This window comes from Amycolatopsis sp. NPDC051716 (genome assembly GCF_040681595.1).
GTDB lineage: Bacteria > Actinomycetota > Actinomycetes > Mycobacteriales > Pseudonocardiaceae > Amycolatopsis.
In genome coordinates this window covers 71,110-97,134 of sequence record NZ_JBFAZA010000035.1, presented here as the reverse complement: position 1 = coordinate 97,134, position 26,025 = coordinate 71,110, and the positions used below count along the sequence as shown (strand labels likewise).

General features: G+C 71.0%; 27 protein-coding genes. 16 read left to right on the top strand and 11 right to left on the bottom strand.

Annotated features, from left to right (window positions below):
• The first annotated feature begins 50 nt into the window (after positions 1 to 50).
• Positions 51 to 629, top strand: a complete 579-nt coding sequence (locus AB0M30_RS36675; RefSeq protein ID WP_364593801.1) for a hypothetical protein — start codon at positions 51 to 53, stop codon at positions 627 to 629.
• 91 nt (positions 630 to 720) lie between these two features.
• Here the strand turns inward: AB0M30_RS36675 and AB0M30_RS36670 are convergent, their stop codons facing one another.
• Entirely contained in the window at positions 721 to 1,089 is a 369-nt protein-coding gene (locus tag AB0M30_RS36670; RefSeq protein ID WP_364593798.1) for a helix-turn-helix domain-containing protein, read from the bottom strand.
• Between the two features lie 108 nt (positions 1,090 to 1,197).
• Between AB0M30_RS36670 and AB0M30_RS36665 the strand changes: the two genes are divergently transcribed.
• The 7 genes from AB0M30_RS36665 (at position 1,198) to AB0M30_RS36635 (ending at position 5,582) form a co-directional block, all read left to right on the top strand.
• Positions 1,198 to 1,860, top strand: coding sequence for an NAD(P)H-binding protein (locus AB0M30_RS36665; RefSeq protein ID WP_364593795.1), 663 nt, complete (start codon positions 1,198 to 1,200; stop codon positions 1,858 to 1,860).
• Positions 1,851 to 2,774 carry a TIGR03564 family F420-dependent LLM class oxidoreductase gene (locus tag AB0M30_RS36660; protein ID WP_364593792.1) on the top strand — a complete coding sequence of 308 codons (924 nt, stop codon included), beginning with the start codon at positions 1,851 to 1,853 and terminating at the stop codon, positions 2,772 to 2,774. The genes AB0M30_RS36665 and AB0M30_RS36660 overlap by 10 nt, the downstream gene beginning before the upstream one ends.
• Before the next feature lie 90 nt (positions 2,775 to 2,864).
• Complete coding sequence (locus tag AB0M30_RS36655; protein ID WP_364593789.1) at positions 2,865 to 3,344, top strand: hypothetical protein; 480 nt, start codon at positions 2,865 to 2,867, stop codon at positions 3,342 to 3,344.
• Between the two features lie 502 nt (positions 3,345 to 3,846).
• Positions 3,847 to 4,251, top strand: a complete 405-nt coding sequence (locus AB0M30_RS36650; RefSeq protein ID WP_364593786.1) for a ribonuclease domain-containing protein — start codon at positions 3,847 to 3,849, stop codon at positions 4,249 to 4,251.
• Positions 4,252 to 4,351: 100 nt separating this feature from the next.
• Positions 4,352 to 4,519 (top strand): hypothetical protein, encoded by a 168-nt coding sequence (locus tag AB0M30_RS36645; protein ID WP_364593783.1) that lies wholly within the window; start codon positions 4,352 to 4,354, stop codon positions 4,517 to 4,519.
• Positions 4,520 to 4,664: 145 nt separating this feature from the next.
• Complete coding sequence (locus AB0M30_RS36640; protein ID WP_364593780.1) at positions 4,665 to 4,985, top strand: hypothetical protein; 321 nt, start codon at positions 4,665 to 4,667, stop codon at positions 4,983 to 4,985.
• 36 nt (positions 4,986 to 5,021) lie between these two features.
• Positions 5,022 to 5,582, top strand: a complete 561-nt coding sequence (locus tag AB0M30_RS36635) for a hypothetical protein (RefSeq protein WP_364593777.1) — start codon at positions 5,022 to 5,024, stop codon at positions 5,580 to 5,582.
• A 21-nt stretch (positions 5,583 to 5,603) separates the two neighbouring features.
• Here the strand turns inward: AB0M30_RS36635 and AB0M30_RS36630 are convergent, their stop codons facing one another.
• From AB0M30_RS36630 to AB0M30_RS36585, 10 genes are all read right to left on the bottom strand, one after another.
• Positions 5,604 to 6,014 carry a hypothetical protein gene (locus tag AB0M30_RS36630; RefSeq protein ID WP_364593774.1) on the bottom strand — a complete coding sequence of 137 codons (411 nt, stop codon included), beginning with the start codon at positions 6,012 to 6,014 and terminating at the stop codon, positions 5,604 to 5,606.
• 17 nt (positions 6,015 to 6,031) lie between these two features.
• On the bottom strand, positions 6,032 to 6,772 hold the full coding sequence (locus AB0M30_RS36625; protein ID WP_364593771.1) for a hypothetical protein: 741 nt from the start codon (positions 6,770 to 6,772) through the stop codon (positions 6,032 to 6,034).
• Positions 6,744 to 7,898, bottom strand: coding sequence for a hypothetical protein (locus AB0M30_RS36620; RefSeq protein ID WP_364593768.1), 1,155 nt, complete (start codon positions 7,896 to 7,898; stop codon positions 6,744 to 6,746). The genes AB0M30_RS36625 and AB0M30_RS36620 overlap by 29 nt, the downstream gene beginning before the upstream one ends.
• Positions 7,891 to 9,531, bottom strand: coding sequence for a class I tRNA ligase family protein (locus tag AB0M30_RS36615; protein ID WP_364593765.1), 1,641 nt, complete (start codon positions 9,529 to 9,531; stop codon positions 7,891 to 7,893). Before AB0M30_RS36615 ends, AB0M30_RS36620 begins: the two co-directional genes overlap by 8 nt.
• Positions 9,528 to 10,169, bottom strand: coding sequence for a serine O-acetyltransferase EpsC (epsC, locus tag AB0M30_RS36610; RefSeq protein WP_364593762.1), 642 nt, complete (start codon positions 10,167 to 10,169; stop codon positions 9,528 to 9,530). The genes AB0M30_RS36615 and epsC overlap by 4 nt, the downstream gene beginning before the upstream one ends.
• Before the next feature lie 19 nt (positions 10,170 to 10,188).
• Entirely contained in the window at positions 10,189 to 11,340 is a 1,152-nt protein-coding gene (locus tag AB0M30_RS36605) for an FAD-binding oxidoreductase (RefSeq protein WP_364593759.1), read from the bottom strand.
• On the bottom strand, positions 11,337 to 11,690 hold the full coding sequence (locus tag AB0M30_RS36600; protein WP_364593756.1) for a cupin domain-containing protein: 354 nt from the start codon (positions 11,688 to 11,690) through the stop codon (positions 11,337 to 11,339). The genes AB0M30_RS36605 and AB0M30_RS36600 overlap by 4 nt, the downstream gene beginning before the upstream one ends.
• Positions 11,684 to 13,063, bottom strand: coding sequence for a diaminobutyrate--2-oxoglutarate transaminase family protein (locus AB0M30_RS36595; RefSeq protein WP_364593753.1), 1,380 nt, complete (start codon positions 13,061 to 13,063; stop codon positions 11,684 to 11,686). The genes AB0M30_RS36600 and AB0M30_RS36595 overlap by 7 nt, the downstream gene beginning before the upstream one ends.
• Complete coding sequence (locus tag AB0M30_RS36590) at positions 13,060 to 14,367, bottom strand: SidA/IucD/PvdA family monooxygenase (protein WP_364593750.1); 1,308 nt, start codon at positions 14,365 to 14,367, stop codon at positions 13,060 to 13,062. Before AB0M30_RS36590 ends, AB0M30_RS36595 begins: the two co-directional genes overlap by 4 nt.
• An 86-nt stretch (positions 14,368 to 14,453) precedes the next feature.
• Positions 14,454 to 14,978, bottom strand: coding sequence for a hypothetical protein (locus AB0M30_RS36585; RefSeq protein ID WP_364593747.1), 525 nt, complete (start codon positions 14,976 to 14,978; stop codon positions 14,454 to 14,456).
• A 568-nt stretch (positions 14,979 to 15,546) separates the two neighbouring features.
• On the opposite strand from AB0M30_RS36585, the gene AB0M30_RS36580 reads away from it, so the two are divergent.
• From AB0M30_RS36580 to AB0M30_RS36545, 8 genes are read left to right on the top strand one after another with little or no spacing between them, the layout of a single operon-like run.
• Entirely contained in the window at positions 15,547 to 16,023 is a 477-nt protein-coding gene (locus AB0M30_RS36580; RefSeq protein ID WP_364593744.1) for a hypothetical protein, read from the top strand.
• Entirely contained in the window at positions 16,014 to 16,493 is a 480-nt protein-coding gene (locus AB0M30_RS36575; RefSeq protein ID WP_364593741.1) for a GNAT family N-acetyltransferase, read from the top strand. The genes AB0M30_RS36580 and AB0M30_RS36575 overlap by 10 nt, the downstream gene beginning before the upstream one ends.
• A complete protein-coding gene (locus AB0M30_RS36570; protein WP_364593738.1) occupies positions 16,490 to 18,145 on the top strand; it encodes an amino acid adenylation domain-containing protein in 1,656 nt (551 codons plus the stop codon). Before AB0M30_RS36575 ends, AB0M30_RS36570 begins: the two co-directional genes overlap by 4 nt.
• Positions 18,138 to 19,064, top strand: a complete 927-nt coding sequence (locus AB0M30_RS36565) for an alpha/beta hydrolase fold domain-containing protein (RefSeq protein WP_364593735.1) — start codon at positions 18,138 to 18,140, stop codon at positions 19,062 to 19,064. The genes AB0M30_RS36570 and AB0M30_RS36565 overlap by 8 nt, the downstream gene beginning before the upstream one ends.
• 34 nt (positions 19,065 to 19,098) lie before the next feature.
• Positions 19,099 to 20,733: an AMP-binding protein gene (locus AB0M30_RS36560; RefSeq protein WP_364593732.1), complete on the top strand. Its 1,635-nt coding sequence runs from the start codon at positions 19,099 to 19,101 to the stop codon at positions 20,731 to 20,733.
• Positions 20,724 to 21,416: a rhodanese-like domain-containing protein gene (locus tag AB0M30_RS36555; RefSeq protein ID WP_364593729.1), complete on the top strand. Its 693-nt coding sequence runs from the start codon at positions 20,724 to 20,726 to the stop codon at positions 21,414 to 21,416. The genes AB0M30_RS36560 and AB0M30_RS36555 overlap by 10 nt, the downstream gene beginning before the upstream one ends.
• A gap of 27 nt (positions 21,417 to 21,443) precedes the next feature.
• Complete coding sequence (locus AB0M30_RS36550) at positions 21,444 to 22,691, top strand: NAD(P)/FAD-dependent oxidoreductase (protein WP_364593726.1); 1,248 nt, start codon at positions 21,444 to 21,446, stop codon at positions 22,689 to 22,691.
• Between the two features lie 49 nt (positions 22,692 to 22,740).
• A complete protein-coding gene (locus tag AB0M30_RS36545; protein ID WP_364593723.1) occupies positions 22,741 to 25,317 on the top strand; it encodes an MFS transporter in 2,577 nt (858 codons plus the stop codon).
• Positions 25,318 to 26,025: the final 708 nt, after the last annotated feature.

Below are 26,025 nucleotides of genomic sequence, written 5' to 3'. Positions count from 1 at the left end.
CTGCAGGTGCCTTCTTGTCCACGGCGGTGCTCCCCTCGGATAGTCGGACCATGACCGTGCCATACAGAAGAGCCCTGATCGCCGGCCTTTCGGCCCTCCTGCTGATCGCGACGGCCGCGTCGACCTCGGCCGCGTCGGCCGCGTCGCCGGCGAGCGCCGCCGGCCAGCAAGACTTCGCGTGGGAAATCGGCACGTGGCGCAGCACCGTGCGGGTGCTCGCCGAGCCGCTGTCGGACTCCGCGGACACCTGGCTCCAGTTCGCGGGCACCAGCACCGTGCGGCCGCTCCTGGACGGGCGCGCGAACGTCCTCGAGTTCCAGGTCTCGGGGCCGGACGGGCGCATCGACGCCCTCAACATGCGGCTGTACGAGCCGCAGGCCCAGCGGTGGAGCCTGACGTTCGTCAACATCCGCGACGGCTTGCTCACCCCGGCGGTGTACGGCGGCTTCCACAACGACACGGGCGAGTTCTACGGCGACGACCAGCTCGGCGGCCACCCGATCAAGGTGCGGTTCCTCATCTCCCGGCCCACCCCGGACGAGGCGAGGTTCGAGCAGGCGTTCTCGGCCGACGGCGGGACGACGTGGGAAACGAACTGGCTGGCGGTGGATCGCCGGATTCGCCGGTGAAGTGACGCCGGAGCATCTTCGGGCGGCCGCACCGGAAACGGCTGCCTGCGCCGAAACTGTCTCTTGTGGACTCACCGATGGACCGGCTGGTTCAGTCCGCGGTGCTTTCGTGGGCTTCGCGGGCCGCGAGCAGTTCGGGCAGGTGTTCGCGGCTCCAGGCGCATTGGGCGGCCATCGGCTCGAAGAGCGTGTGGCCCAGTGCGGTCAGTTCGTACTCGACCCGGGGCGGGATTTCGGGGTAGGCGGTGCGCGTGATCAGCCCGTCCCGCTCCAGCGCCCGCAGCGATTCGGTGAGCACCTTGGGCGTGATGCTCCGCAACGGCGTCTGGAGCTCGGAGAACCGGCGGGGCCCCGATCGCAAACACGTGATGATCTTGGCCGTCCACTTGTCACCGATGCGCATCGGTGCCGCCACGGGGGCGCAGTCGGCGAACATGTCGGGGTCCAGCGGCTCACTCACACCGTCCACCGTACGTAACTATCGTTGCGGAAACCAAGGGCTCGCCCCGTAGCGTTCGCGGCATCGGCAGGTGATCGAATCCCTGCCCGGCCGAACGGAGTGAGCGCAGTGAGCAAGATCGTCGTTTTCGGGGCCGGCGGCCGGGCCGGGCGCCGCGCGGTGGCCGAGGCCACGGCCCGGGGCCACCAGGTCACCGCCGTCGTGCGCGACCCGCGGCAGCACCCGGAGCTGGCCGGGACCGGGACGGCCGTGGTCGCGGGCGACGTCACCCGGCCGGACAGCGTGGCCGAGGTCGCCGCGGGCCACGACGCCGCCGTCCATGCCGCGGCGCGGCTGAACGTGCCGGCGGAGACCTTCTTCCCGGCCGCCGCCCATGGGCTGCTGGACGGGCTGGCGCGGGCCGGTGTCGGGCGGCTGGTCGCGATCGGGATCGGTACGGTGCTGGAAACCGCACCCGGTGTCGCGGTGCACGACGACCCCGGTTTCCCGGCGGAGGGCCGGGCGTTTTCGCTCGGGCACGCGGCCGGGGTCGCGGCGTTGCGTGGAGCGGACACCGACATCGATTGGGTGGTGCTGGCCCCGCCGCCCATCGTCTTGGACGACGAAGCGGCGCGCACCGGCCGCTACCGGACGGGCGGTACTGGGATCTTGCCCATGGACGATGCGGCGCCGTTCTCCTACGCCGATCTCGCCGTCGCCCTGATCGACGAGGTCGAGACCCCGAAGCACCACCGCGCCCTGATCGCGGTGGCGGGTGTGCCGTGCGCATAGGAACGAACGTCGGCCTCGAAATCGACGGGCCCAAGTCGATGGCCGACATCGTCGACGAGGTCCGCCACGTCGCGGAACTGGGGCTGGGTGGTGCGTGGTGGGCCGAGCGGCATACCGCCGACGCGCTCACCGCCGCGACGGTCGCCGGGCTCGCCGTGCCGGGGCTGCCGCTCGGGACGGCCGTCGTGACCACCTACCCGCGCCACCCGCTGACGCTGGCCAGCCAGGCCCTGAGCGTGCAGGCGGCCATCGGCAACCGCCTCACCCTCGGCATCGGGCCCGGCCACCGGCACCGCGTCGAATCGGTGTTCGGACTGCGTTTCGAGCGCCCGGCCCGGCACACTCGCGAGTATCTCGGCGTTCTCGTGCCCCTGCTGCACGGCGAGACGATCGAGTTCGACGGCGAGATGTACCAGGTTGCCGGGCAGACGCACACGCCGGACGCGCTACCGCCGTCCGTGCTCCTGGCCGCGCTGGGCCCGGTCATGCTGCGCGTCGCCGGTGAACTCGCCGACGGAACCGTGGCCGTATGGACGGGTCCCCGAACGATCGAAACCCATGTCGCCCCGCGGATCACAGCGGCCGCCGAGGCCGCCAGGAAGCCCGCACCGCGCATCGTGGTCAACCTGCCCATCGCCGTCACCGAAGACGCCGACCAGGCAAGAGCCTGGGTCAGCGCCCATTTCGGCGGAGCCGGCCTGGTGCCGAGCTACCGGGCGCTGTTCGACCGGGAAGGCGTACGCGGACCGGCGGACGTCGTGGTGGTCGGCGACGAACACGAGGTGGGAAAGCAACTTCACCGCTACGCCGACGCCGGCGCCACGGAATTCATCGCCGTGCCGTTCGGATCGCGGGAGCAGATCGACCGCACTCTCAGCTTCCTCGCCCACGTCGACCGTGAGGTGTCAGTCTGACGCACTTCCAAACCGCCGATCCCCGCACTTGGCGCGGTGAGGGGACATATTGTGGTGGATAGAAGTTGACGAGCGGATATGGGGAGTACCATGGCTGCAGTCGTGATGGCGGCATTGGCGGGCCTGCTGGGGATCATCATCGGGCGCTTCTGGGACGGAAGGTCCGAATCTTCGCGATGGCGCCGAGATCAGACGACGCAAAGCTATCAGCGACTTGCCGAGGCATTCAGCCAGGTTTACGAGCACATCCGGGTGGTGGCGCTGGCGGAACCGGGCACTAGCGCGCTTGCTGAGGTCACGGACCGCGCTCGCCAGGACAAAACCTGGGACAACGCGTTGGCGGCCGTTTGGCTGCACGGGTCAACCAACGTCATCGAGAGCTCCTTGTCGCTGGACCGGGAGGTAACGAAGATCTTCCACCGGGTGCAAAAGATTCAACTGACCGTGGCAGACTGGAATGCTGCAAGGACGGAGGCCGCGGCCGCGTTCGAGCACTTCATCGAAGCTGCCCGCGAAGAGCTTCGCCTTCCATTTGTGGCGATCCGGCTGCTTCCTGATGCAGCGGCCTGATCAGTCACCGCCTGTGGCACAAGGGGGCCGGCGGCGTCGGCGCAGGTGTAAAAACGGAATGCGGCCAGCGCACTGTGGCTCTCACGAGTAAACAGGAAGTAGCCGTGCTCCCGGATGTCAGCGAAGGTTCCCTCGCGGCCGTCCACGGTGATCTTCTTGATGCCGCCTGCCGAACCGGGGTGGCGGGATTTCCGCCGAGGACGTACTTTTCCAGGGCCTGGCGGGTCCCCGAGTCGGTGGACCAGCCCACGATGCGGATCGCACCGGTGAAGATCCGCCGGGCGTCCGCTGCCGTCAGGGCGCCGACCGGCACGTCCGCGCCGGCCACGAACGTGAACGCACGATCGCCACCGGTTTGCCCACGGGACCGGGCGGTTCGATACCCGATCAGCCGATCCCGTGCCTGTCGCCGGAAGTTCACCGGATCGGTACGTTCGTGGTCGCCTTCCGGCGAAGCGCGGCAGCCATCATTCCCGGTGCCCGTACGAGACGAGGAGGTTCCGTGCCCGCTTCCCTGCTTTCCCGGACCGCGCAGCGGCTCGCCGTGACCGTCACCGCCGTGGCTGCCACGCTCGGTGTCAGCACCACGGTCGCCGACGCCACCGTGTACAGCTCCTGCACGCAGACCCGCTGCTCGGACGCCCGCTCGGCCAACACGACCTGGCAGAGCCAGGGCTACCCCGGCACGCGCGGCTGGTACGACTGGCCCGGCGGCAAATGCAACTACGCGGGCGGCACCTACCAGAACCGCGAAGGCGAGCTGCCGGCCGGCCACTCGTTCCGCGAGTTCGACGTCTACGCCCGCTCGTGCGGCGCGGCCCGCGACGCCTACCGGATCATCGTCGACCTGACCACCGGCGTGGTGTGGTTCTCGCCCAACCACTACACGGACTTCTACAAGATCTGAGACCGCCGAGGCCGTGCTCCGGTGCCCGCGGTTCGGGCACCGAGCGCGGCTGGCCGCGGGGAGACGAATGGAACGCCGGTCGCGCGGGTATGCCCGCGGTATGACGACTTCTCCGTTCGAGCCGAATCCGAAAACGGGACACCAGGAGATCGCGGCCGCCGATCCCGGCCAGGGGGCACCTGACACCGCCGACGGGTTCGGCCCTGGTGAGACGGGGCCCGATGTGATCCTGCCGCCCGCCGACGCCGGCGAAGAGCCCGAGTCCTAGAGCGGGTGATCCCCAGCATCCAGCCGGAGTCGGCTGCCCGTCGACCTGCGCGCGGTCGCATTCGCGACAGGCGACCACGACGAGCGGCGGACGGACGATCAGGACAAGCCGCAATGGCCAGCCGGCAGGAGAGGAACCGAACGCGATGGGCAAGTCCGTGAGCATCGCTTTCACCGGCTTTTCGGCGGGGTGTCCGGAACACCTGGAGCTTTGTGGACACGAAGGGGCCAGGCTTCCGGCACGGGCCGATGGCGGGGAGCGAGTCGTGGTCGTTCGGAGAAAGAACCGATGGCGTGGCTTTGGAGTGCAGCTACTGGTACTGGCGATCTGGTCGGTCGCTTACCGGTACCTGATCCGGCCGCTGCTGCCCAGCGGCGACGTGCTGGGTATCGTGATCCTCGTGGTGCTGGCGTTGGGGATCTTGGCTGTTCCGATCGTTTCCGCGTGGAATCGCCGGAAGCGGTGAAGGGCTTCCGGCCGAGCGGGAACGTGGGGGAGAGGCGTGGAGTCGTCGGCAGCGCTGCTGTTGAGACCGTCGGTCCGGGGCCAGTTGCCGGCGCTCGGCGTGCTGGCCGGGTTCCTGGTGTTCGAAGTCTTCATTGCCGTGCGGGGTTTGCTGACGCCGTGGCTGGCGATCGCCTGTCCCGCGGTGTTCGTCGTGGCGTTGGCGATCGGCGTCGTGTCGCTGGTTCGGTCCCGCGGGAAGCCGTGGCAGCTGCGTTGCGGGACGGATGGTGTCGAGGCGCGCGGATTCGAGGTGGTGCCGTGGTCGGCGCTGGCGGAGGTGCGGATCAGCCGGCTTCGGCCGGGCTGGCTGTATGCCGTGGTGCTGGGTCGTCACCGGGTGGTGGCGTTCGTGCCCCGGCCGGGGGCGACGGTGCCGGCGGTCGCGGTGTTCGATCCGCTGTCCCGGCGCGGGGCGTCCTCGAAGTGGGCTGCGCGGTGGCAGCGGAGATGGTACGGCAGTTCCTTCGTCGTGTTGACCCACACCGTGAACGCGACCGCTGAAGAGATCGCCGAGGCGATCCGGACGTTGACCGGCGTTCCGGTCGTCACGAGCTGATGATCAAGGTCGCGCGCGAGGTCAGCCGATGAGTTCGCCTTCGAGCAGGTAGGTCACGTCCACTCTCGTCAGCGCGGAGTTTCCCGCGGGCCACGGCTGGACGGACACCGTGTCCCCGGTGATCTGCGTCCGGCATGCCCGCCCGTCGGCGTGCAGCAGGATGTTCCGGTAGCCGTAGCGGCGGCGGATCGACGTCGCCGCTACGGCCGCCCAGGTGGCGTCGGACTCCGCCGGGGTTCCGTCGGGGTCGAAGCAGCGCAGGTCGAAGTTCGCTCGTCCCCGGTGCGAGAGCACCCCGAACCCGTCGCCGGACACGCCGGACGACTCCGCGCAGATCAGCGCGGCCAGCCGTTTCCAGTCGTCGTCGGCCGAATCGATGGTGTTGACCAGGATGTGGTCGCGGCCGCCGGCACGGAGTTTGGAAAAGCGCATGCGTGCTCCGTGGGTGCTCAGCTTGTGCGTCGGATCCGAAGTCCGCTGTGGAACCCGTCGACCGCCCACTCGTCTTGGGCGAAAACGGCGACCGGGAACAGGCCTTCGTAGAAGTCCAGGTAGTCGGTGCACAGCCCGCGCAGCACCGGGGCGATCTCCCCGCCGAGCGCGGCCGCGGCTTCCCGGACGAGGCCTACCGTGTGCATGGACGTGCCCGGAAGGCCGCGCAGCAGGTCGAGCACCCCGTTGAGCTTGGTGTGCCGCATCGCCTCCTCGACCTCCTCGGTGACCTGGGCCGCGGGGACCGCCGGTGTCGTCTGCCACAGGACGACCCGGACCGCGGCGCCCGCGACGAGTTCGCGCGGGGGCACGATCGGCAGGTCGGCGTGGGAGTACCGGGTGCCGTCCGCGTCGAGCTCGAGCGACCACTGCTTCTCGTCCGCCTCGTCGCGCGCCCCCACGACGTGGGGACCGCCGCCGCCGAGGTCCCACCACCACGCCAGCACGTGCATGGGCAGCTCGGACTCGGTCGTCCGGCGCATCATCACCCGGCACTGCCGCTCGAGACGCACGTCGGCCAGGTCGAGCCCGGCCGGCGTGGCGGTGCGGGCGAAGGTCAGCGGCACCGGCTGCAACGGCCGGGTGACCTCGCGAAGGACCGCGAACGGCTGCACGGAGTCGAGGCCGTACTCGTCCGCGGCCGGACCGCCGGCGATGGCGCTGAACCGGTCATAAGCGCCGGAGCTGATGAGGGGCACCGCGATTCCTCCTGAGGTAGCGGGTCAACGCCGTGGCGAGCAGCACGGCGGCGGGCCACGCGAGGGCGAGGCCGGCGAAGGGGACGAGCAACGCGTAACCGAGCAGGGCGGCGCCGGCGGCGAGCCTGGTCGCGGGCCGTCCGGTCGCGAACGCGCCGGCGGCCGCGGTCCCGAACACCGCGAGGGCCATCGCGTTGGGGACGCTCAGCAGGTCTTCCAGCCGGACCCACCCGGCGTCGAGCAGGAGCACCCCCGACGCGGCGGCCGCGGCCGGGACAACCATCCACATCGGACTCTTCAGCCGCGGGAATTCTGCGCCACCGAGCACTTTGACCAGGGCGAAGTTGCGCGCACAGGCCACCGCGCAGACAACTCCGGCCACCGCGGCCACGCCCCGGCCGAGCGCGTCGTGGCCGAACGGGGCAAGGGGGAAGGGCAGCCCCGGCTCACCGGCCCCGGCCCGGCCGGCGGCACCGGCGGCGAACAGAGCCAACCCGACGTACACGAGCCCGACCAGGCCCGCGCCGGCCAGCAGCAGGCCGGCCCGGGTGCCACGCAGCCGGGCGGCGCCTTCCCAGCCGACGAAAGCGAACAGCATCACGAACGCCGCCTTGCCGGCCCCGGTGACGGAGCTGGGGCCGGCCGCGATCCCGCCGCCGGTCGCCGCGATCGCCGCCACCACCACGATCACGGCGAGCATCGCGTACGGGGTCCACTCCGGGCCCCGCCGGCCGGTGGCGCCGCTCGCCGCGGCGGGCACCAGCACCGCGAGCGCGAACACCGCCCAGCTCGCGCTCACCCCGGCGGCGGTGGCCAGGAAGCCACCCGCCACCGAAGCGACCACCGCCTGTCCCACGCTCACGCCGAGCAGGTAGTAGCGCGGCACGGCCCGCAGGGCCACGGCGAGCAGCCCGGGTTGTGGGGTGCGGGCCGGCTCGGCCCGCGCCCCGAGCGCGGTCACCAGCAGCGCGCCGACGACGAGGTGGAACACCCACGCGGCGACCGAAATCGTGCCGTACCGCGCCACGGCGAGCCACGGCAGGAACAGGGCGCCGACCCCGACCACGCCGGCGGCCAGCGAGACCGCCGCACCGGGCCCGCGTCCGCCCGCCGCGGGCTCAGCCATCGACCGCGGACCGCGCGGCGAACACCTTCGGATACGCCGTGCCGATCCGCTGTCCTTCGGCCAGTGCCGCGACGCCGTCGGCCGGCCACGCCGGGTGTTCGTCCAAGCCGATGGTCGGCAGGCCGAAGAGCCCGGCCACCCGCCGTGACCATTCCGGCAGCAGCGGCGCGGCCACCGCGGCGAGCGTCGCCAGCAGTTCGGCGTGCCCGCCCAGCACCGCCGACAGCTTCGGCGCACCGGCGGCGAGCGCGGCGGTCCGGAGGTCCTCGGCGGCCCAGGTCACGGTTCCGGCGATGGCGGCCGCCGCCGAACGAGGCAGGAACACGTCGGGTTCCAGCGCCGCGGCCACGTTCGCGGTGAGGGCGGCGGCGCGTTCCCGGGGTTCGGCTGCCCGCTCACCGGGCATCACCGAGCCGCACTCGGCCGCGAGCCCGGCGAGCACCGCGCCCGCCCAGTCGTCGAGCTGGGCGCCGAGCACCGTGTGGAGCGTGTGGTCGAATTCAGTGCGCCGGAAGTCGGTGCGCTCGGTTTCCGGGTTGGTCAGCGCGAGGTGGAACCGCGCCGCGTCGGCCGGTACTTCGCGCAGGAAGTCGGACGCCCAGATGGCCCAGCCCCGGCTGGTCGAGAACTTGCCGCCTTCGAGCGCGTAGAACTCGTTCGAGATCACGTGCCGCGGCAGCACCGGGCTGCCGAGCGCCATCAGCAGCGCGGGCCACAGCGTCGCGTGGGAGAACGAGCAGTCGAACCCGATGAAGTGCACCAGTGTGGTGTCCGGGTCGTTCCACAGCTCTCCCGCCAGTTCCGGAGTGCCGAGAGCGGCGGCGTACGCCTCGGTGGCCGCGATGTAGCCGAAGATCCCGCTGAACCAGGTGTCGAGGATGTGCCCTTCCCAGCCGGGCAGCGGTACGCCGATGCCGTAGGAGTCGATCCGGCTGATCGGGGTGTCGGGCAGGCCCGCCGCGACCAGTTTCTCGCAGTAGTCCAGGACCCGCCGCCGCCACGGGCTTTCCTCGTACAGGGCCGTGAGCCGACCGGCCCACTGGGCGAGCGGGAACACCAGGCGCCGCGACGGCCGGGTGGTCGTCAGCGTGCCGCAGGTGGTGCACTTCGCCTCGTGCAGCCCTTCGACGTCCTGCGGCAGCCCGCATTCCTCGCAGTAGGTGCCGTCGGAGGGCGACTCGCAGAAGCGGCACTTGCCGCGGAGCTGGGCTTCGTAGCGGTAGGAGCCGCACGGCTCGCAGTACGCCGTGGGCAGCTCGCGCTCCTCGATCTTCCCCGCTTCCCACAGCTTCAGGAATTCCCGCCGCACGGTCTCGTCGTGCACGGGCTCCCGGTGCGGGTGCTCGTAGTAGTCGGGCAGCATCCCGGCCAGGGCGAGCGACTGTTCGATGCGGCGGGTGTACCGCAACGCCGTTTCGTGCGCCGGGTACCCGATTTCCGCGCCTCGGCGCGGGATGTAGCACGAGTGGTCGTCGGTGTAGCTGACGTAGCTGACCGAGGCGCCGCGGGCGATCAGGTACCGGCGCAGCACGTCCGCGCCGAAGAACGGTCCGGACAGGTGCCCGAGGTGCAGGTCGCCGTTGGGGTTCGGGGGTGCGCAGGTGATCAGTACCCGCCCGGTCGTCGTGGTCACTTCCGTGCCTCCTCGTGCGCGTCCATCTCTTCGGGGGAATACCAGGGCTCGGTTTCCCCGGCCGGGAGCAGCTCTTCCCCGGCCGCGTCGACCCGCCGGACCACGCAGCCGGGCGCCACCCGGGACTGCGCCGCGAGGGACCGCAGGACCACCGCGTGGGCGCCGACGATGCTGCCGGAGCCGACCACGACCGGGCCCAGCACCGTGGCAGCCGTGCCGAGCACCACGCCGTCACCGAGCGTGGGGTGGCGTTTGGCGCCCTTGGTGCGGGCGAAGTCCCGCCACCAGCCCACCGAGCCGAGGGTGACCAGGTGGTAGAGCATCACGTCGTCGCCGATCTCCACCGTTTCGCCGATCACCACGCCGGCACCGTGGTCGATGAAGAACCGGCGGCCGATCCGGGCGCCGGGGTGGATGTCGATGCCGGTGACGGCTCTGGCGAACAGCGCGATGGCCCGCGCCGTCGCGAACCGCCGCCGCCGGTAGAGCCGGTGCGCGAGCCGGTGCAGCCACAGTGCGTGCAGGTGCGGGTAGAGCAGCACCTCCCAGGTCGAGGTCACCGCCGGGTCCTTCGCGCGGACCACTCCGATGTCCTCGCGGGCTCGCGCCAGTGCCGTCTTGCCGGGGAATCCCTTCACCGCGGCCCTCCTTTCTGCCTCACATGTGCCGGTAGCGTCTGGCGACCGGGCGGCGGCCTTCCCCGCTGAAGCGGGCGAACCGGTACGGGTCGAGTTCCTCGGCCGGTCCGGCGCCGGCCAGCTCCGCGGCGACCGCACGGCCGATCGCGGGCGCCGACTTGAAGCCGCCGCCGGAAGGCCCCAGCGCCAGGTACACCCCGCCCGGCCCGGCTCGGCCCAGCACGGGTTTGCCGTCCGGGGTGTAGGACTCCAGTGCCGATCCCGACGCCGTGGCGACGCGGCCGGCCAGTGCCGGTACTCGCCGCGCCACCAGCGATCGGGCGGGCTCGAGCAGGTCGGGGCGCACCGGACCGGACGCGGTGTCCGGTGGGCCGCCGCGTCCGTCCATCGGCACCCGGTACAGCACGCCGTCCTCGCCCCAGGGGCGGAAGTACGTGCCGATCGTGTCGTCGATCGTGACGTCCACCGCCGGCAGCTCCGGGCCGGCCACCGCGGCCCAGCCGACGCGCGTGGTGGAGAGGGGGACGGCCACGCCGGTTCCGGTGAGCAACTCGGCTCCCCGGACGTTGGTGGCGAGGACCACTTCCGCGGCCGAGACGACCTCGGTCGCGGTCCGCACGCCCCGGACCGTGTCCCCGGACACGACCAGGCTGTCGACCCGCGTGCCGGTGCGCACCCGCGCCCCGAAGCCGGCGGCGCGATCCAGGAGCGCCGCGGTGGTCGCCACCGGATCCGCGTAGCCGGAGCGCGGTTCGGTGAGGACCGCGGCGACGCCGTCGTACCGCAGGCCGGGCCGCCGTCGCGCGTACTCGCCGGGGTCGAGCAACCGGGCCTCGATGCCGAGGACGTCCAGCTCCTTCACCGCCGTCGCGGCCACCGCCAGGAAATCTTCGCCGACGAGCAACGCGAACCCGGTCGCCCGGAAGCCGCAGTCACCGCCGACCACCTCCGCCCACCGTTCGAACACCGGCAGGCTGAGCGCGGCGAGCCGCATGTCGGCGGGATCGCCGTGCGTCAGGCGCACCTGCCCGGCCGACCACGGGGTGGCGCCCTGCCGCCCTCCGTGGCCCTGGTCGCAGACGACGACGTCGACGCCGCGGCTCGCCAGGTGGAACGCGATGCTCGCGCCGACCACCCCGGCGCCGACCACGACCACGTCGGCGGTGGTCACGAGAGCGCGTCCCGGACGTGCGTTTCGCCGCCCCACCAGAGGGCGAGGCACAGCAGGGGCGTGTCGCCGTGGTTGACGAGCACGTGCTTCACGTCCGGCGGGATGAGCACGGTGGAGCCGGGGGTCACGGTGGTGGTGTCGTCCCCGACCGTCATCCGGCCCCTGCCTTCGAGGAAGTAGAAGATCTCGGTCTCGCCGCCGGGGTTCACGTGCTCGGTCATCGTGTCGCCGGGAGCCACCCGGACCCAGGCGCCGCCTTCGTAGGGCTCGTTGTGCAACCTGGTGAGCCGCTGGGCGTGCACGTTGTAGTCGGGTTCGTACGTCAGGTCCGTGCGGTTGTCGATCAGCATCGGTTCTCCTCTCGGCGTCCGGCGGCGGCCACGGCTTCGGTCAGGATCTCCAGCGCGAGATCGGCCGTGTCGCGGTCGATCGTGAGCGGCGGCAGCAGCCGCACGACCGCGTCGCCGCGGCCGCCGAGCTCGACGATCAGCCCACGCCGCAGCGCGGCCGTCTGGATCGCGGCGGCCCGGGACGGGTCGGGAGCGCCGGTCCGCGGGTCGGTGATCTCCATGCCGAGCATCAGCCCGACGCCGCGGACGTCTCCGATCGCCGGCTCCTTCGCCGCGAGCGAGTCCAGGCCTGCGCGCAGCTGCCCGCCGCGGGCGGCGACGTTGCCCAGCACATCTTCCCGGCGCATCACCTCGAGCGCGGCCACGCTCGCGGCGAAGGCGAGCTGGTGCCCGCGGAAGGTGCCGATGTGCGCGCCGGCGTTCCAGGTGTCGAGCCGCCGGTGGTAGAACATGACCGAGATCGGCAGGCCGATGCCGCCCGCCGCTTTGGACGCGATCACCACGTCGGGTTCGAGGCCGTAGCGCTCGAAGGCGAACCACGAGCCGGTGCGGCCGTACCCGGTCTGGATCTCGTCGACGATCAGCGGCACGTCGAGCTCGCGCGCCAGCCGGGCGACTCTGTTCGCGAAGGCCGGGGTCGCCGGGATCACGCCGCCTTCGCCCTGGACCAGCTCCAGGAGCACGGCCGCCGGTTTCGGGATCCCGCCGTGCGTGTCGCGCAGGCTGTTCTCCAGGTACGAAGCGCAGTTGGTGTCGCATTCGGTCGCCGTCAGCCCGAGCGGGCACCGGTAGCAGTGCGAGTACGGGAAGAAGTGCACGTCCGGCATCCGGCCGGGCACCGCCGCCTTGGGGGCGACCAGCCCGGTGACGGCCATCGCTCCGTGCGTGGACCCGTGGAAGCCGCCCTGGAAGGAGATGATGTCCGAACGCCCGGTGTGGGACTTGCACAGCTTGAGCGCCGCTTCCACCGCGTTGGCCCCGGTGGGTCCGCAGAAGTGGACCTTGGTCGTGGCCCGCATCGACTCCGGCAGCAGCGCCAGGTGCGCCTCGGTGAACTGGTCCTTGGCCGGCGTCGGCAGGTCCAGTCCGTGCACCAGTTTTCCGAGCTGCTCTTGGACCGCGGCGACCACCTCGGGGTGGCTGTGCCCGAGGGCGAGCACGCCGGCACCGGCGAGGAAGTCGAGGAAAACGTTGCCGTCGACGTCTTCGACGTAGGCGCCCATGCCCCGTTCGAGCGCGACCGGCAGCCGCCTCGGGTAGGAGCGGGCGTTGGACTCGCGGGCTTCCTGCCGCCGCAGGAGCTCCATCGACTTCGGGCCGGGGATCGCCGTGCGCACGTCCGGTCGCAGGCCGGTGCCGAGTGACGTGCTCATGCGCCGGCCGCGGTCGGCTCGAGCGAGGTGAAGACCTTGGCCAGGCTTTCGGCTATGGTCGCCGCCCGCAGCGACAGCAGGCTGAACGAACCGGCGTCGCCGAGCCCGTGGGTCGTCTCGCAGAGCCCGTTGAGGTAGATCGGGGGCAGCGTGCCGCCCGGTGCGGCACCGAGGTCGTACTCGCGCCCGATCATCGCGTGCCCGGACTCGGTGCGCCCGACCTTCGCCGCGATCCCGGACAGGACCGTGGGCAGGAACTGCTCGCCGTCCGCGCCGGTCAGGTCCACGAAGCCGGTGGCGAGCACGACGGCGTCGAACCGCTCGTCGTCGGTGGTGCCGCGGTGCACTTCCCGCAGCCGCAGGGTGATTCCCGCCGGCTCGACGGTGCAGGCTTCGACCGCCGTGTTGCGCACCAGCTTGATCCGCCCGTCGCCGTCGAGGCCCTGCTCGTACATCGTCGTGTACAGGGCCTGGATCACGTCGCTGTCGGCCGCCGAGTAGTTGGTGAACCGGAGCTCTTCGGCGAGCTCGCGCTTGGACTGCTCGGTGCTGTCGTAGAAGTAGTCGACGAAGCCGGGGTAGAAGACTTCGTTGGTGAACGGGCTGAGGTCCTTCTGGCGGTAGCCGAACCCGCGCATGATGTTGTGCACTTCGGCGCCCGGCACATGCTGCAGCCGTCTGTTCAGGTCGATGGTGAGCTCCACCGCGCTCTGGCTCGCGCCGATGACGGCCACCCGCGGCCGCTCGACCGCGGTCAGGTCGCCGACCCGGTTGAGGTAGTCGGTCAGGTGGAACACCCGACGGTCCTCGACGCCCTGGAACACCCCGGGGATGCGCGGGGATCTGCCCGGCGCGACCACGGCGGCCCGCGCCCGGATCACCGAGCCGTCGTCCAGCGTCGCGACGACGAGGTCCTCGCCCGATTCGGTGACGGTGCCCAGATCCGTGACCGTGCTGCCGTAGCGGACCTGGCCGGCGAACTGCTCGGCCGCCCAGACGACGTAGCGCGCGTAGTCCTTGCGCAGCGGGAACGGCAGGCCGACGTTGAGGTACTCGAACAGCCGCTCGTTCTCGAAGAGGTAGTTGAGGAACGTGTAGCGGCTGCGCGGGTTTCTCGGCAACGCGAGGTCACGGACCGCGTTGTGCTGGATATCACTGCCGTCCAGCATCATGGCGGGTTGCCAGCTGGGACCCGGGCGCCGTTCGAGGAAGATCGCCGAGACATCGACGCCGAGTTCCTCGAGCGCAATCGCGGTCGCGATGTTGGCCGGACCGAAACCAATACCAAGGACGTCTACATCCACTGTCTTTGTCACCAATCGGGTCGACGCCGGAAAAGGGCGGCACGCATTGTTCGTTCCGTGCGTTTTGAGGAAATCCTGGTGGGTGTTCAGTTCGTTGCGGGCGTGAACGGCCCCAGAAGGTAAAGTGAACAATCGGGTGGGCCGCCGTCGGCGGACGGCCGTCCGGCGGATTCGACGCGGCCGCCCCGCTCCCGGGTCACCCGCCCGAGGGCGGCCGGAGTGGTCCGGTCGCCGTCGAGCACGGCGATCTCCGCCCGCCGGGCGCCGGCGCAGACCTGCAGGCCGATCGCCGTCGTCAGCAGCGTCGCGCGGGCCTCGACCGTGTCGAACTCCGGAAGCAGGGCCTGCTGTGCGATCACGTAGTCGTCCGGTGCGGCCGGACGGCGGTAGCCGATGACGAAGCCGATCAGCCGGTTCGGGTCGCAGGCGACCAACGACGTTCGCGAAAAATCGCGGAAGAACGTCGAATAGTACTCCACGCTATTGCCGTGTGTGCTATTGCTCTGCTTCGCGATGGACCGGATGACGGAACAGTCGACCACGTGCGGCGACCGGTAGTCGAACATCAAAGACTGCATCGTCCCCCCAGGCATTGCCGCCAGGTTAACCATGCGATCTTGATCCACTCAAGCCGCCCGATGGGGTTCACTCGGACAGTCTAACTAGGTGTGTACCCGGAGTGATGATCCGATTCGGCAGCAATTTTCGGGAGTTGCCGTGCGGCGCGCCCGCCCGAGACCAAAAAGGACAGGCAAACGCGGCGAGCGCCGAGATGGATTCGATTGCCCGGAATGTTCGGCGAACAAAGTCGGGGGTTGACACGTGTGGCCGGGCGTGGTCAGGATGGGCGACGGCCAATGGTTCTGGGGCGAAAACTTTCAGGGGGCTGGGGCGATGAAGCGGTCGTTGGCGTGTCCGCCGTCTGAAGAGGCACACTGAGCCGATCCCGGCCGGACTCAAGGGAACCGCGGCGCGCTCGAGCGCTCCGCCGCCGGAGTTCTGTCCAGGGGACGGCATTTCTGCCGCCGGCTGGGCGGTCCGGACCAATCGTAAGCGAAGCGGGCCGGCGGAACACCGCCCGGGCCGGTGGATGGCCGCCACCGCATCGACGACCCAGATTTCGGAGGCGAACGAGCGCATGAGGAACAACCGGCTGCCCGCGGACGGGGACGCCGTCGGATGAACCCGCTGACGTACACGCCGCGCCTGGTGAAATCGCTCCCGCCGCTGGACGTGGGCGGCCGGGCCCTGAAGGCGTACGGACTCTTCGCCGACCCGGCGGGCGCGCTCGACCCGCCGTCGCCGGAGTGGCTGCGGCAGCAGGTCGCTTCGGTGCTGCCCGAACTCCCGCACCCGGGCGACCACCCGGCCGGCTTCGTGATCCTGCACCGCGCCAAGGACGGCGACTACTTGCTGGTGAGCCAGTGGTACGACGCCAACATGCTCAAGCACTGGGTGCGCGGCTCGGTCGCCGGCGCCGGCGAGAGCACGGCTTTCGAGCCGCTGGCCGAGCCCGCGGTCATCGCCTGCGTCTGGGAGCTCGAGATCGTCAAGTTCGAGCGTGACGCCTGGGTGAGGACCGTGCTGGCGCACGGCCGGCTCGACTCCGAGGCGCTCGACGCCTACCTCGGCACGACCTTCTCGGGATGGGTATGAACGACGACATCAAGGTGCAGCCGGTCGAACCGGGTCAACTCGAGGCGTTGCTGGAGCTGTGCCGCGAGCACGCGGCCTACGAAAAGGCGGACTTCCGCGAGGACGGCCAGATCGAGCGCTGGCGCACGGCGCTGTTCGCCGAGCAGCCGGCGTTGCACGGCTGGATGGCGACGGACGACGGCGAGCCCTGCGGCTTCATGACCGTCACCGTCGACTTCGCCACTTGGAGCGCAAGACCGTTCGCCTACCTGGATTGCCTGTACCTCCGGGAGCCGTACCGCGGAAAGGGCGTCGGCCGCGTGTTCTTCGAGCGGCTGCGGGAGTTCGCCGCCGCGCACGGTTGCGGCTGGGCCGAGTGGCAGACCCCGCCGCACAACGAACCCGGCATCGGCTTCTACCGGCGCATGGGCGCCACCGCCAAACCCAAGGTCCGCTTCCACTACGACGTCGAAGGGGTGAACGTTTCGTGACGGACGTTTCCGCTCCGGTGGCGTCGCCGGCCGCGTTGCCGCCGTGGTCGCTCGACCCCGCCGACCAGGCCGGCCCGCCGCCCGCGCTCGGCGACCTCGTCCGGGCGGCGGCGCGCAACTGGCCGGACCGCCCGGCCGTGCACGACGGGCGGAGCGGGTTCACGTTCGCCGAGCTGGAGCGGCAGGCGCGGGCGCTCGCGGCCTGGCTGGCCGAGCAGGGTGTCGGCCGCGGCGACCGGGTGGCGATCCTGGCCGGGAAGTGCGCGGTGATGCCCGCGCTCGCCATCGGGATCTGGCGATGCGGGGCCGTCTACGTCCCGCTCGACGCGGCGCAGCCGGAACCCCGGTTGCACGGCCTGCTCGGCCGGCTCCGGCCGCGGGTCGTGCTCGCGCTGGACGACCGGGAGCCGGTGGTCACCGGCGCCCGCTGGGCGGGCGGGACGCAGCTCGACGCGATCCTGGCGGGGCCGGCCCCGGACCGGCCGGCCGTGCCGCACCGGCCCGAAGACCCGGCCTACATCATCTTCACCTCGGGGTCGACCGGGGAGCCGAAGGGCGTCGAGATCAGCGTCGCCAGCCTGATCGCCTACTTCGGGAACCACAACGAGGTGCTGCGGTTCACCCCGCAGTCGCGGGTTTTCAGCCTGTCCCCGTTCCACTTCGACGTCTCGATCGAGGACACGCTGCTGCCGCTGTCGCTGGGCGCGTACGTCCACCAGTTCCGCGGTGTCCACGCCGGCGCCGTCATGCGCGCGGTGATCACGCGCGAGCGGATCACGCACCTGATCGCGGTGTCCACGCTGCTGACCATGATCACCGAGGACGGGCGGCACGTCACGCGGGAGAAGTTCCCGTGCCTGGAGATGGTGATGACCGGCGCGGAGGTCTGCGACCCCGGCGTGATCAACACCTGGAAGACCCACCTCCCCGGCGTGCGCGTCATCAACGTGTACGGGCCGACCGAGGCGACGATCGTCTGCGTCGCCCACGAGATCGGCCGAGCCGACGACGTGCGGACGGGCTCGTACCCGATCGGCAGGCCCCTGCGCGGAGTGGTGGCCCGTCTCGTGGCCGAAGCCGGGACCGAGGTCCGCGAGCCCGGCCTCGTCGGCGAGCTGTGGATCGGCGGCGAGCAGGTGATGCGCGGCTACTTCGACCAGCCGGAGGAGACCGCCCGCCGCGTGGTCGAGGTGGACGGCGTCCGCTACTACCGCACGGGAGACCTGTGCAGCTACGACGCGGACGGCGACCTCGTGTTCATCGGCCGCAACGACGACGAGGTGAAGCTGGCCGGCCGCCGGATCCACCTCGGCGAGATCCGCCAGCTCGCGCTGGGCTGCCCGGGCGTCGAGCGGGCGGCCGTCGCGCTGGTCCCGCGGCGCGGCCGCGACCTGATCGCCCTCGTGGTGATGGCCCCGGACCCGGCGGTGGTGGCCGGTGTCGAGCAGCGGCTCGCCGACCTGCTGCCCGAATACATGCGCCCGGGCCTGGTCGCGTGGTCGCCCGAGCTCACCGTGTCGTCGACGGGCAAGACGGACGAGAACCGGCTGATGCGGCGGCTCGCCGAGGCAGCCCGGGAGTCGGCCGCGAGCCATTTCGCCTTTTCGCCCGGCGGGGACGTCGAACCCCTCGGCGGAGCCGGCGATGCCTGAGCGGCCGGCGCGGCGGCTGAACGCCGAGTTCGGCCGGCTGGCCGCGGCCAGGAAACTGACGGCGACCCGGGCGTCCACCGGCTCGCTCGCGGCGGACCGGGCGAACGCCGAGCGGTGGATTTCCCGCTTCGGCGGCGCGGCGGAGCAGGACGACGGCGCGTCGATCGAGGTGGGCGCGCATTCGGTGCTCGTCCGGCCGGCGCGGGAGGCCGCGGCCGCCCCGCACGTCCTGTACGTCCACGGCGGCGGGATGGTCTACTACTCGACGGCCACCTTCCGGCCGTTCCTGCGCACGCTGGCGAACAGCCTGCACGCGCCGGTGGAGGCGTTCGACTACCTGAAGGCGCCGGAACACTCCGTCGGGGATTCGGTGGAGCGGCTGGGAAGACAGCTCGCGGCGCGCTGCGAAGCGCTGGGGGAGCGGGACCTCGTCATCGCCGGGGACAGTGTCGGCGGACTGCTTGCGCTCTACCTCAGCGTGCGGGTCCTGCCCGCGGTCTTCTCGCGCGTCGTGCTCATCTACCCGGTGCTGGACCTGCGGACGGAGCGCGAGTCCTATCGGACGTTCGGGGAGGGGTACTTCCTCGACCGGGACGCCATGCGGCTGTTCAAGTCGGTCCTGAGCCCGTTCTTCGCCGAACGCGCCTTCGATCCGTTCGCCCTGCCCGAAAGCGAGCTGGCCCAGCTGCCGCCCTGCTCGGTCGTGACGGCCGGCTGCGACGTGCTGCGTGACGAAGGAATCGCGTGGGTGGAGCACCTGGCCGGGCGGTCGATCACGGCGCGGCACCGCCACTTCCCGGATCTCCCGCACGATTTCTGCCTGTACACCGGCAAGCTGGATTCGGCCCGGAACGCCGTGGCCGAGATCGCCGGGACCGCGTTCCGGCTCGGCTCGCCGGCCGAGGCGACCGGTCGATGAACCGGCCGCGAGAAGAACGAGGGGAGTGGCAGGCTTGAAAGCAGTCGTCAACGGCGAAGCGCCGGCATCGCCACCGTGGTCGGTCGATCCCGGCGAGAGCGGCCCGCCGCCCGCGCTCGGTGATCTGCTGGCGGCCCCGGCCCGCAGGTGGCCGGAGCGCACCGCGATCGACGACGGCGACACCGGCTTCACCTTCGCGCAGCTCGAGCGGGGCGCGCGGGCGGTGGCGGCCTGGCTCGCCGGGCAGGGGGTCGGTGCCGGCGACCGGGTGGCGGTCCTGGCCGAAAAGCGCGCGGTGACGCCGTTGCTCGCCGTCGCGATCTGGAAGTGCGGCGGCGTCTACGTCCCGCTCGACGCGGCCGAGCCGGCGGCCCGGCTGCAGGGACTCCTCACGCGCCTGCGGCCGGCCGTCGTGATCACGCCGGACGAGCGCGACCCGGGTGTCGCCGCCGGTCGGCTGGGCGCGGCGCGGCTGGCCGAGATCCTGACCGGGCCGGCCGCGGACCACGCCACCGTGGCCCATCATCCGGACCAGGCCGCCTACATCGTCTTCGCCTCCAGCCCGGCCGGGGAGCCCCAAGGGGTCGAGATCAGCCCGGCGAGCCTCTTCGCCTGCTTCCACAGCCACAACGAGGTGCTCCGCGTCACGCCGGATTCGCGAGTGCTCGGCCTGGCACCGTTCCACGTCGATGTGTCCTTTTTGGACACGCTGCTTCCGCTGTCGCTGGGCGCCTTCGTCCACCAGTTCCGCGGCCTGCCGGCCGGCCCGGTCATCCGGGCCGTGCTCGGGCGCGAGCGCGTCACGCACCTGATCGCGGTCTCGCTGCTGCTGACCATGATCACCGGCGACGGCAGGCAGCTCACCCGAGCCAAGCTGCCCGCCCTCCAGGTCGTGCTGACCGGTGCCGAGGTCTGCGATCCCGGAGTCCTGGCGAAGTGGAAGCGGCAGCTGCCGGAGACCCGCGTCGTCCACGCCTTCGGGCCGCCGGAAGCCACGGTCTTCTGCCTGACCTACGAGGTCGGGTCCGCGGACGCGGACCGGACCACGGCCTACCCCATCGGCAAACCGCTGCGCGGCATGGTCGCGAAGATCGTGCGGGACGGCGTCGAGGTCCACGAGCCGGGCGCGCAAGGGGAGCTCTGGGTCGGCGGCGACCAGGTCATGCGCGGCTACTTCGACCACCCCGGGGAAACCGCCCGGCTCGTGACCGAGGTGGCCGGGACGCGCTACTTCCGGACCGGGGACATCTGCAGCCGCGACCCGGACGGCGACCTCGTCTTCCACCGCCACGACGACCCGGAGATCGTGTGGCTGATGGGCCGTCGCACGCACCTGGCGGAGATCCGGCGGGTCGCCCTCGGGTGCCCCGGTGTCGAGCAAGCGGCCGTGGCCGTCGTCCCGCGCGGCGGTCGTGCGGTGGTCGCGCTCGTCGTCGTCGCGCGCGAGCGGCGGGCCGTGGCCGACGTCGAGGCGCACCTGGCCGAGCTGCCCCCGTACCTGCGTCCGGCGGTGATCGGCTGGTCGCCCGCCGCGGAGCCCGGCGACCTGGCCGGCCGGCTCGCGGCCGCGGCCTCGCGGTCGAACTCCGCCCGTTTCGTCCTGGCGGCCGACGGTGCCGCCGAGCCCTTCGAACCCGAGCCTGCCGACAAGGGGGAACCATGTCCGTAGCGGTGAAAGACCAGATCGCCGGGAACCTGGAAATGGCGCTGGGCAATCCGGTGGACCTCGCGCCGTTGTCCGACGACACACCACTGACCACTCTCGGCCTGGACTCCCTGCTGACCGTCAGCGTCCTGGTCTCGCTCATGGAGGACTGGGGGGTCGACCCGGGCGAGCACGCGGACTCGCTGGTCACCCCGAGCACCCTGGGGGATCTCTACGCCCTCGCCGACCGGTTCACCAAGGCCGGGGACCCGACCTCGAACGGAAGTGACATGCCTCCCGAGCAGCGTTCACAGCTGGACTACTACCAGGAGAAACTCGCCTACGAGATCGACTCCGCGGACCTGAAGGGAGCGCTCGAGGAAGGTCAGGACGTCGTCGTCGTCGACGGCCGCAGCGCCGAGTCGTACGCGCAGGAGCACATCGCCGGCGCGATCAGCATCCCGCACCGCTCGATCTCGCAGGAACTGCTGGCCGGCTACTCCCGGACGCCGCTGTACGTCGCCTACTGCGACGGCATCGGCTGCAACGCCTCCACCAAGACGGCGTTGAAGTTCGCGACCGCGGGCTTTCGGGTCAAGGAGCTGATCGGCGGCCTGAACTGGTGGAAGCAGGACGGCTACCCCACCGAGGGGTCGGCGGCGCTCTGCACCGTGGCCGGCCACGTCGACTGCGGGTGCGCGGGCTAGCGCCCGCGGCGGAAGAAGGGACGAGCTGTGAGCACTCCGATTCCGGCCGAGCCGGTGGATGTCGCCGTGGTGGGCGCCAGCATCGCCGGCTGCGCCGCCGCGATCCGGTTCCGGCAGCAGGGCCGCCGGGTGGCGATCTTCGACAAGAAGGCGATGGACGACCGGTTCTACAAGCGGCTCTGCACCCACTTCATCCAGCCGCACGCGGTGCCGGTGCTGGCGGAGCTCGGGCTGGCCCACCTCCACGAACCCGCCTGGTCGGTGCCGACGAAGGCCGTTTTCGTCACGCCGGGCGGCCTGGTGGAAGGGCCGGGCAACTACCTGCCCGGCGACCAGGACCTGTACGCGCTGAACCTGGAACGCCGGGTGCTCGACCCCGCCCTGCGCGCGGCGGCACGGGAGCAGGGCGTCCGGTTCGTCGACGCCACCAGCGTGGAGAAGCTCGAAGAAGACGATTCCGGCTGGCTTTTGCACACCCACGGCGAAGCCGGCTCCGGCCGCTTCCGGGCCCGGCTGGTGGTGGCCGCGGACGGCCGCCGTTCGCGGCTCGCCAAGGAGCTCGGCAACCCGGCCGAAACGCATCCGAACGAACGTTCGGCGCTGTTCGGCTATTTCACGGGAATCACGACCAGGCCGGACAACCGCTCGGTGTTCATCATGAACGAAAAGGACCTGGCCTGCGTCTACCCGCTCCCCGGTGGCCGGACGCAGCTGGTGCTGTTCGCCGAGAAGTCGCGGGTCGAGGGGTGGAGCGGCGACGACAAGGTCCGGCGGTTCCTCGATTACTTCGACAGCCTGCCCGACGCGCCTTCGATGGCGGGCGCGGTTCTCGAAGACGGCCTGCTGGGCTACACCGACTACCCGAGCCAGATCCGGAAGCCGGTAGTGGGTTCGGTTCCGTTCGTCGGGGACGCGGCGCTGTCGCTGGACCCGATGAGCGGCGTCGGGTGCGGGTTCGCGCTGACGTCGGCGGACCTGCTGGCCCGCTCGTTCGACGGCCGTTCGCTGGCCGGCGCCGATCCGGCCGCCGGATTGGCCGAATACCGGCAACGGCTCGAAGACGTCATCCTTCCGCACGCCGAAGGCATTTGCGTCGATTCCCTCGTCGAGAAGAACGAGGTGTCCCGGCAGCGGATGTTCCGGACCATCAGCGGAAACCCGGAGCTGAGCCAGCAGTATCTGGCCCTCACCGGGCGGATGCTGCTGCCGGGTGAATTCCAGCGGATGCTCATGCGAGCGATGATGACGCGCCGTACCGCTCCCCTTAAGCTGTAGCGCGAATTGACCTTCGGGGGTCAGGCGCATCACGACGGAGGGGACACGCATGCTATTGAGGCCGCTGGCGAAAGCGCGATCGTCGGCCGGTGCGGTGTTCGGCGGCCTTCCGGCCGGTTTCTGGTGGCTCTGGGTGGCGCAGCTGATCAACCGCGTGTGCGGTTTCGTGATGCCGCTGCTCGCGTTCTACGTCACCGACGAACTGCACTACAACGCGGCTTTCGCCGGCGCGGTGGTGGCGGCGATCGGGATCGGTTCACTGGTGGCGGGCCCGTTCGGCGGCATCCTGGCCGACTGGCTCGGCCACCGGCCGACGCTGGTCGGCGCGCAGACCGCCACCGCGCTGGGCATGGTGTCGCTCGCCTACGCCCGCTCGCCGTGGGCCCTGCTGCTCGGCGCCTTCGCCGTCGGTGTCGTCAACAACGCGACGCGGCCGGCGCACAACGCGCTCATCGCCGAGGTCGTTCCCCGCGCCGACCAGACCCGGGCGTACTCGCTCAACTTCTGGGCGATCAACCTCGGGTTTTCGGTGGCGATGCTGTCCGTCGGCATCGTCACCTTGACCGGCTACACCGCGCTGTTCTGGCTCAACGGCGCCACCATGCTGATCAGTGCCGTGCTGGTCGCCGTCCGGGTCCCCGGGCGCGGCCGGACCGCCGCGCCGGCGGAGACGGAGACCACCGGCGGGTTCGGGACGGTCCTGCGCGACCGGGGTTTCGTCGTGTTCGTCGTCGCCGAGTTCCTGGTGCTCACGATCCTCTACCAGTCCGAAAGCGGCCTGCCGATCGCGATGGGCCGGGACGGGTTCTCGCCCAGCACGTTCGGCCAGGTGGCCGCGCTCAACGGGATCGTGATCGCGGTGGCGCAGCTGCCGCTCACCCGGCTCTACAAGCGGTTCCCGGAGTCCCGGGTGCTCGCCGGCTCGTCGGCGCTGATCGGGATCGGGTACGCCGTCCTCCTGCTCGGCCACTCGCCGTGGATCTACGGCGCCTCCATCGTCGTGTGGACCCTGGGCGAGATCGGCAACACCCCGACCAGCTTCGCCATCGTGGCGCGGATTTCCCCGGACCACCTCCGCGGCCGCTACCAGGGGCTCTACCAGGTCGCCTGGACGGGGTCGCTGGTCGTGGCGCCCCTGGTCGGCGGCGCGGTGATCAACGCGTGGGGCACGGCCCCGCTGTGGATCGGCTGCCTGGTCGTCGGAGTGGCGGCGGCCGCGGTGCAGCTGCGCGTCGGCACCCTGCTCAACCGCCGCGCCGAGCCCGAGCCGACCCCCCGTGAGGGCCGGCAGCCACCGAACCCGATCGAATCGACTGGAGGACTCGTGGTGAACCAGAGCGACCGCCGACCCGCGGTGATCGTGATGAGCGATCTGGCGGCGCTGGCCCGCCAGCACCGGTTGATCACCGACATCGCCGAGCGCGGGCTGACTCCGCTGGTGATCGTCGGGCCGGTGACCGACCTCGAGAAGCTGAGCAAGTACATCGAGGACGAGACGCATCCGCTGTCCCGGATCGCGGAGGTCCGCAAGCTCCCCGGCCCCGCGGTCGACGGGGTGCTGGCGTCCGTGCAGGACTGGATCGCGGACTTCGACGTGCGCGGGGTGATCTGCAGCGGCGAGGTCTTCGTCGATCCGGCGGGCGCGCTGGCCGAGGCGCTGGGCCTGCCGGGCACCGGCGCGTGGGCGGCCCGGGTGTGCCGGGACAAGGTCATGCAGCGCGTCATCCTGCGTGATCACGGACCGGTGTCCCGTGCCTTCGCCCCGCACCAGCGGGACGCCGTGAAGTCCGACGTGTACCCGTGCGTGGTCAAGCCGGCGGGCCGGATGTTCAGCTCCGGGGTCTTCCGGGTCGCGGACGAAGCGGAGCTGCGCGCCGCGCTGACCGAGTACGGTCCGGAGGAGACGATCCTGGTGGAGGAGCTCGTCTCCGGGCCGGAGTTCTCGGTCGAGGCGCTGGTCCACCACGGCGAGGTGGTGTGGAGCGGCGTCACCGGCAAGCTCACCAACGAGGACAACAGCCGGTACTTCACCGAGATCGGCCACACGAGTCCCGCCGCCATCCCGCTCGCCGAGTCGAACGCGCTCGTCGAGGCGAACACGGCGATCCTCAAGGCCCTGCGGTTCGGCAGCGGCATCACGCACGCGGAGTTCCGGCTGCGCGACGGGCAGCCGGTGCTGATGGAGATCGCCGCTCGCCTCCCCGGCGACGCGATCATGATGCTGTGGCACCTGGCCACCGGCCGCCCCCTCGAGCCGGCCATGGTCGACCTGGCCCTCGGCGTGCGGCCGGAGCACCCGGCCGTGACCCGCAGGGCGGTCCAGCGTTTCGTGGAGCACCACCCGGGCCGGTTGACGGACGTGCGTTACGCGGGCAGTCCGGTGTCGTGGATCTCGGAAGAAGGCCGCTGGCCGACGGTGGAGCCGTCCGCAGCGGAAGCCCCGTCCCGGTGCGCGTCGGTCATGGTCGGTCTCCCGCGAGGAGCCAGCCTCGGGCCGTTGTACGACTCGAACGGACGCTCGGCGTGCGTGGTCGCCGACCTTCCCTGGGGAGCGGATCCCGAAACCGAAGTCGCCGCCTTCGTGGACCGCGTCGAGCTGACGATCGAGGCGGAACCGGCCGGCTGAACCCACGGCCTGGGGCGGGCTACTGCTGAAGAGATTTCCAGGCTGTCGAAAGGGTGCCGCCTGATCAGGCGGCACCCTTTCGACACACCCTTGAAGGCTGACGCTGGCGCGCCGGCTCGACCGGTTCCCCTCAGCAGGTCTGCCCGGCCTCGGGCAGGGGCGAGGCCGGGTCGCGTCGCGCCGGCGAGGGCTTTCTCGCAGCGCCAGGAGCGTTCAGGGTCGCCCTCGACGGTATCGCCGGAGGACTCGGCGATCGTCACCTGATGCCAGTATCCGAATTGGCCCCGTCCCATTCCGGCGGACACAGATTTTCTTCTCGGCACGTATCGAGCAAGCGGGCGAGTTCGTCGTCGGACACCGCTGTTACGAGTTTGTCCGGTGTCCGGCTGGCTGAGGCAGGCATGTCGTCACCGAGCGCTGTGCCAGACCGGATCGACACCATGACCAAAGCAAAAAGCGGGCCTCTGCAGCCGTGAGCTGCGGAAACCCGCTGTCCGTCGGGCTGACAGGATTTGAACCTGCGAACCCTTGCTCTAATTTGGTCTTCATCAGACCTGCGCGCTGGGCGTCGAGATGCCCGCTTACCAGGGCAAGTCTGGGCGTTGTTGGCCATCGTTGGTCGTTCCTCGGTAGTGCGGTGTGGCACGGATGTGACACGGGCGGAGCTCGAACTTCGAGGGGCTGGCTGCGACACTCGCTTTTGTGGAG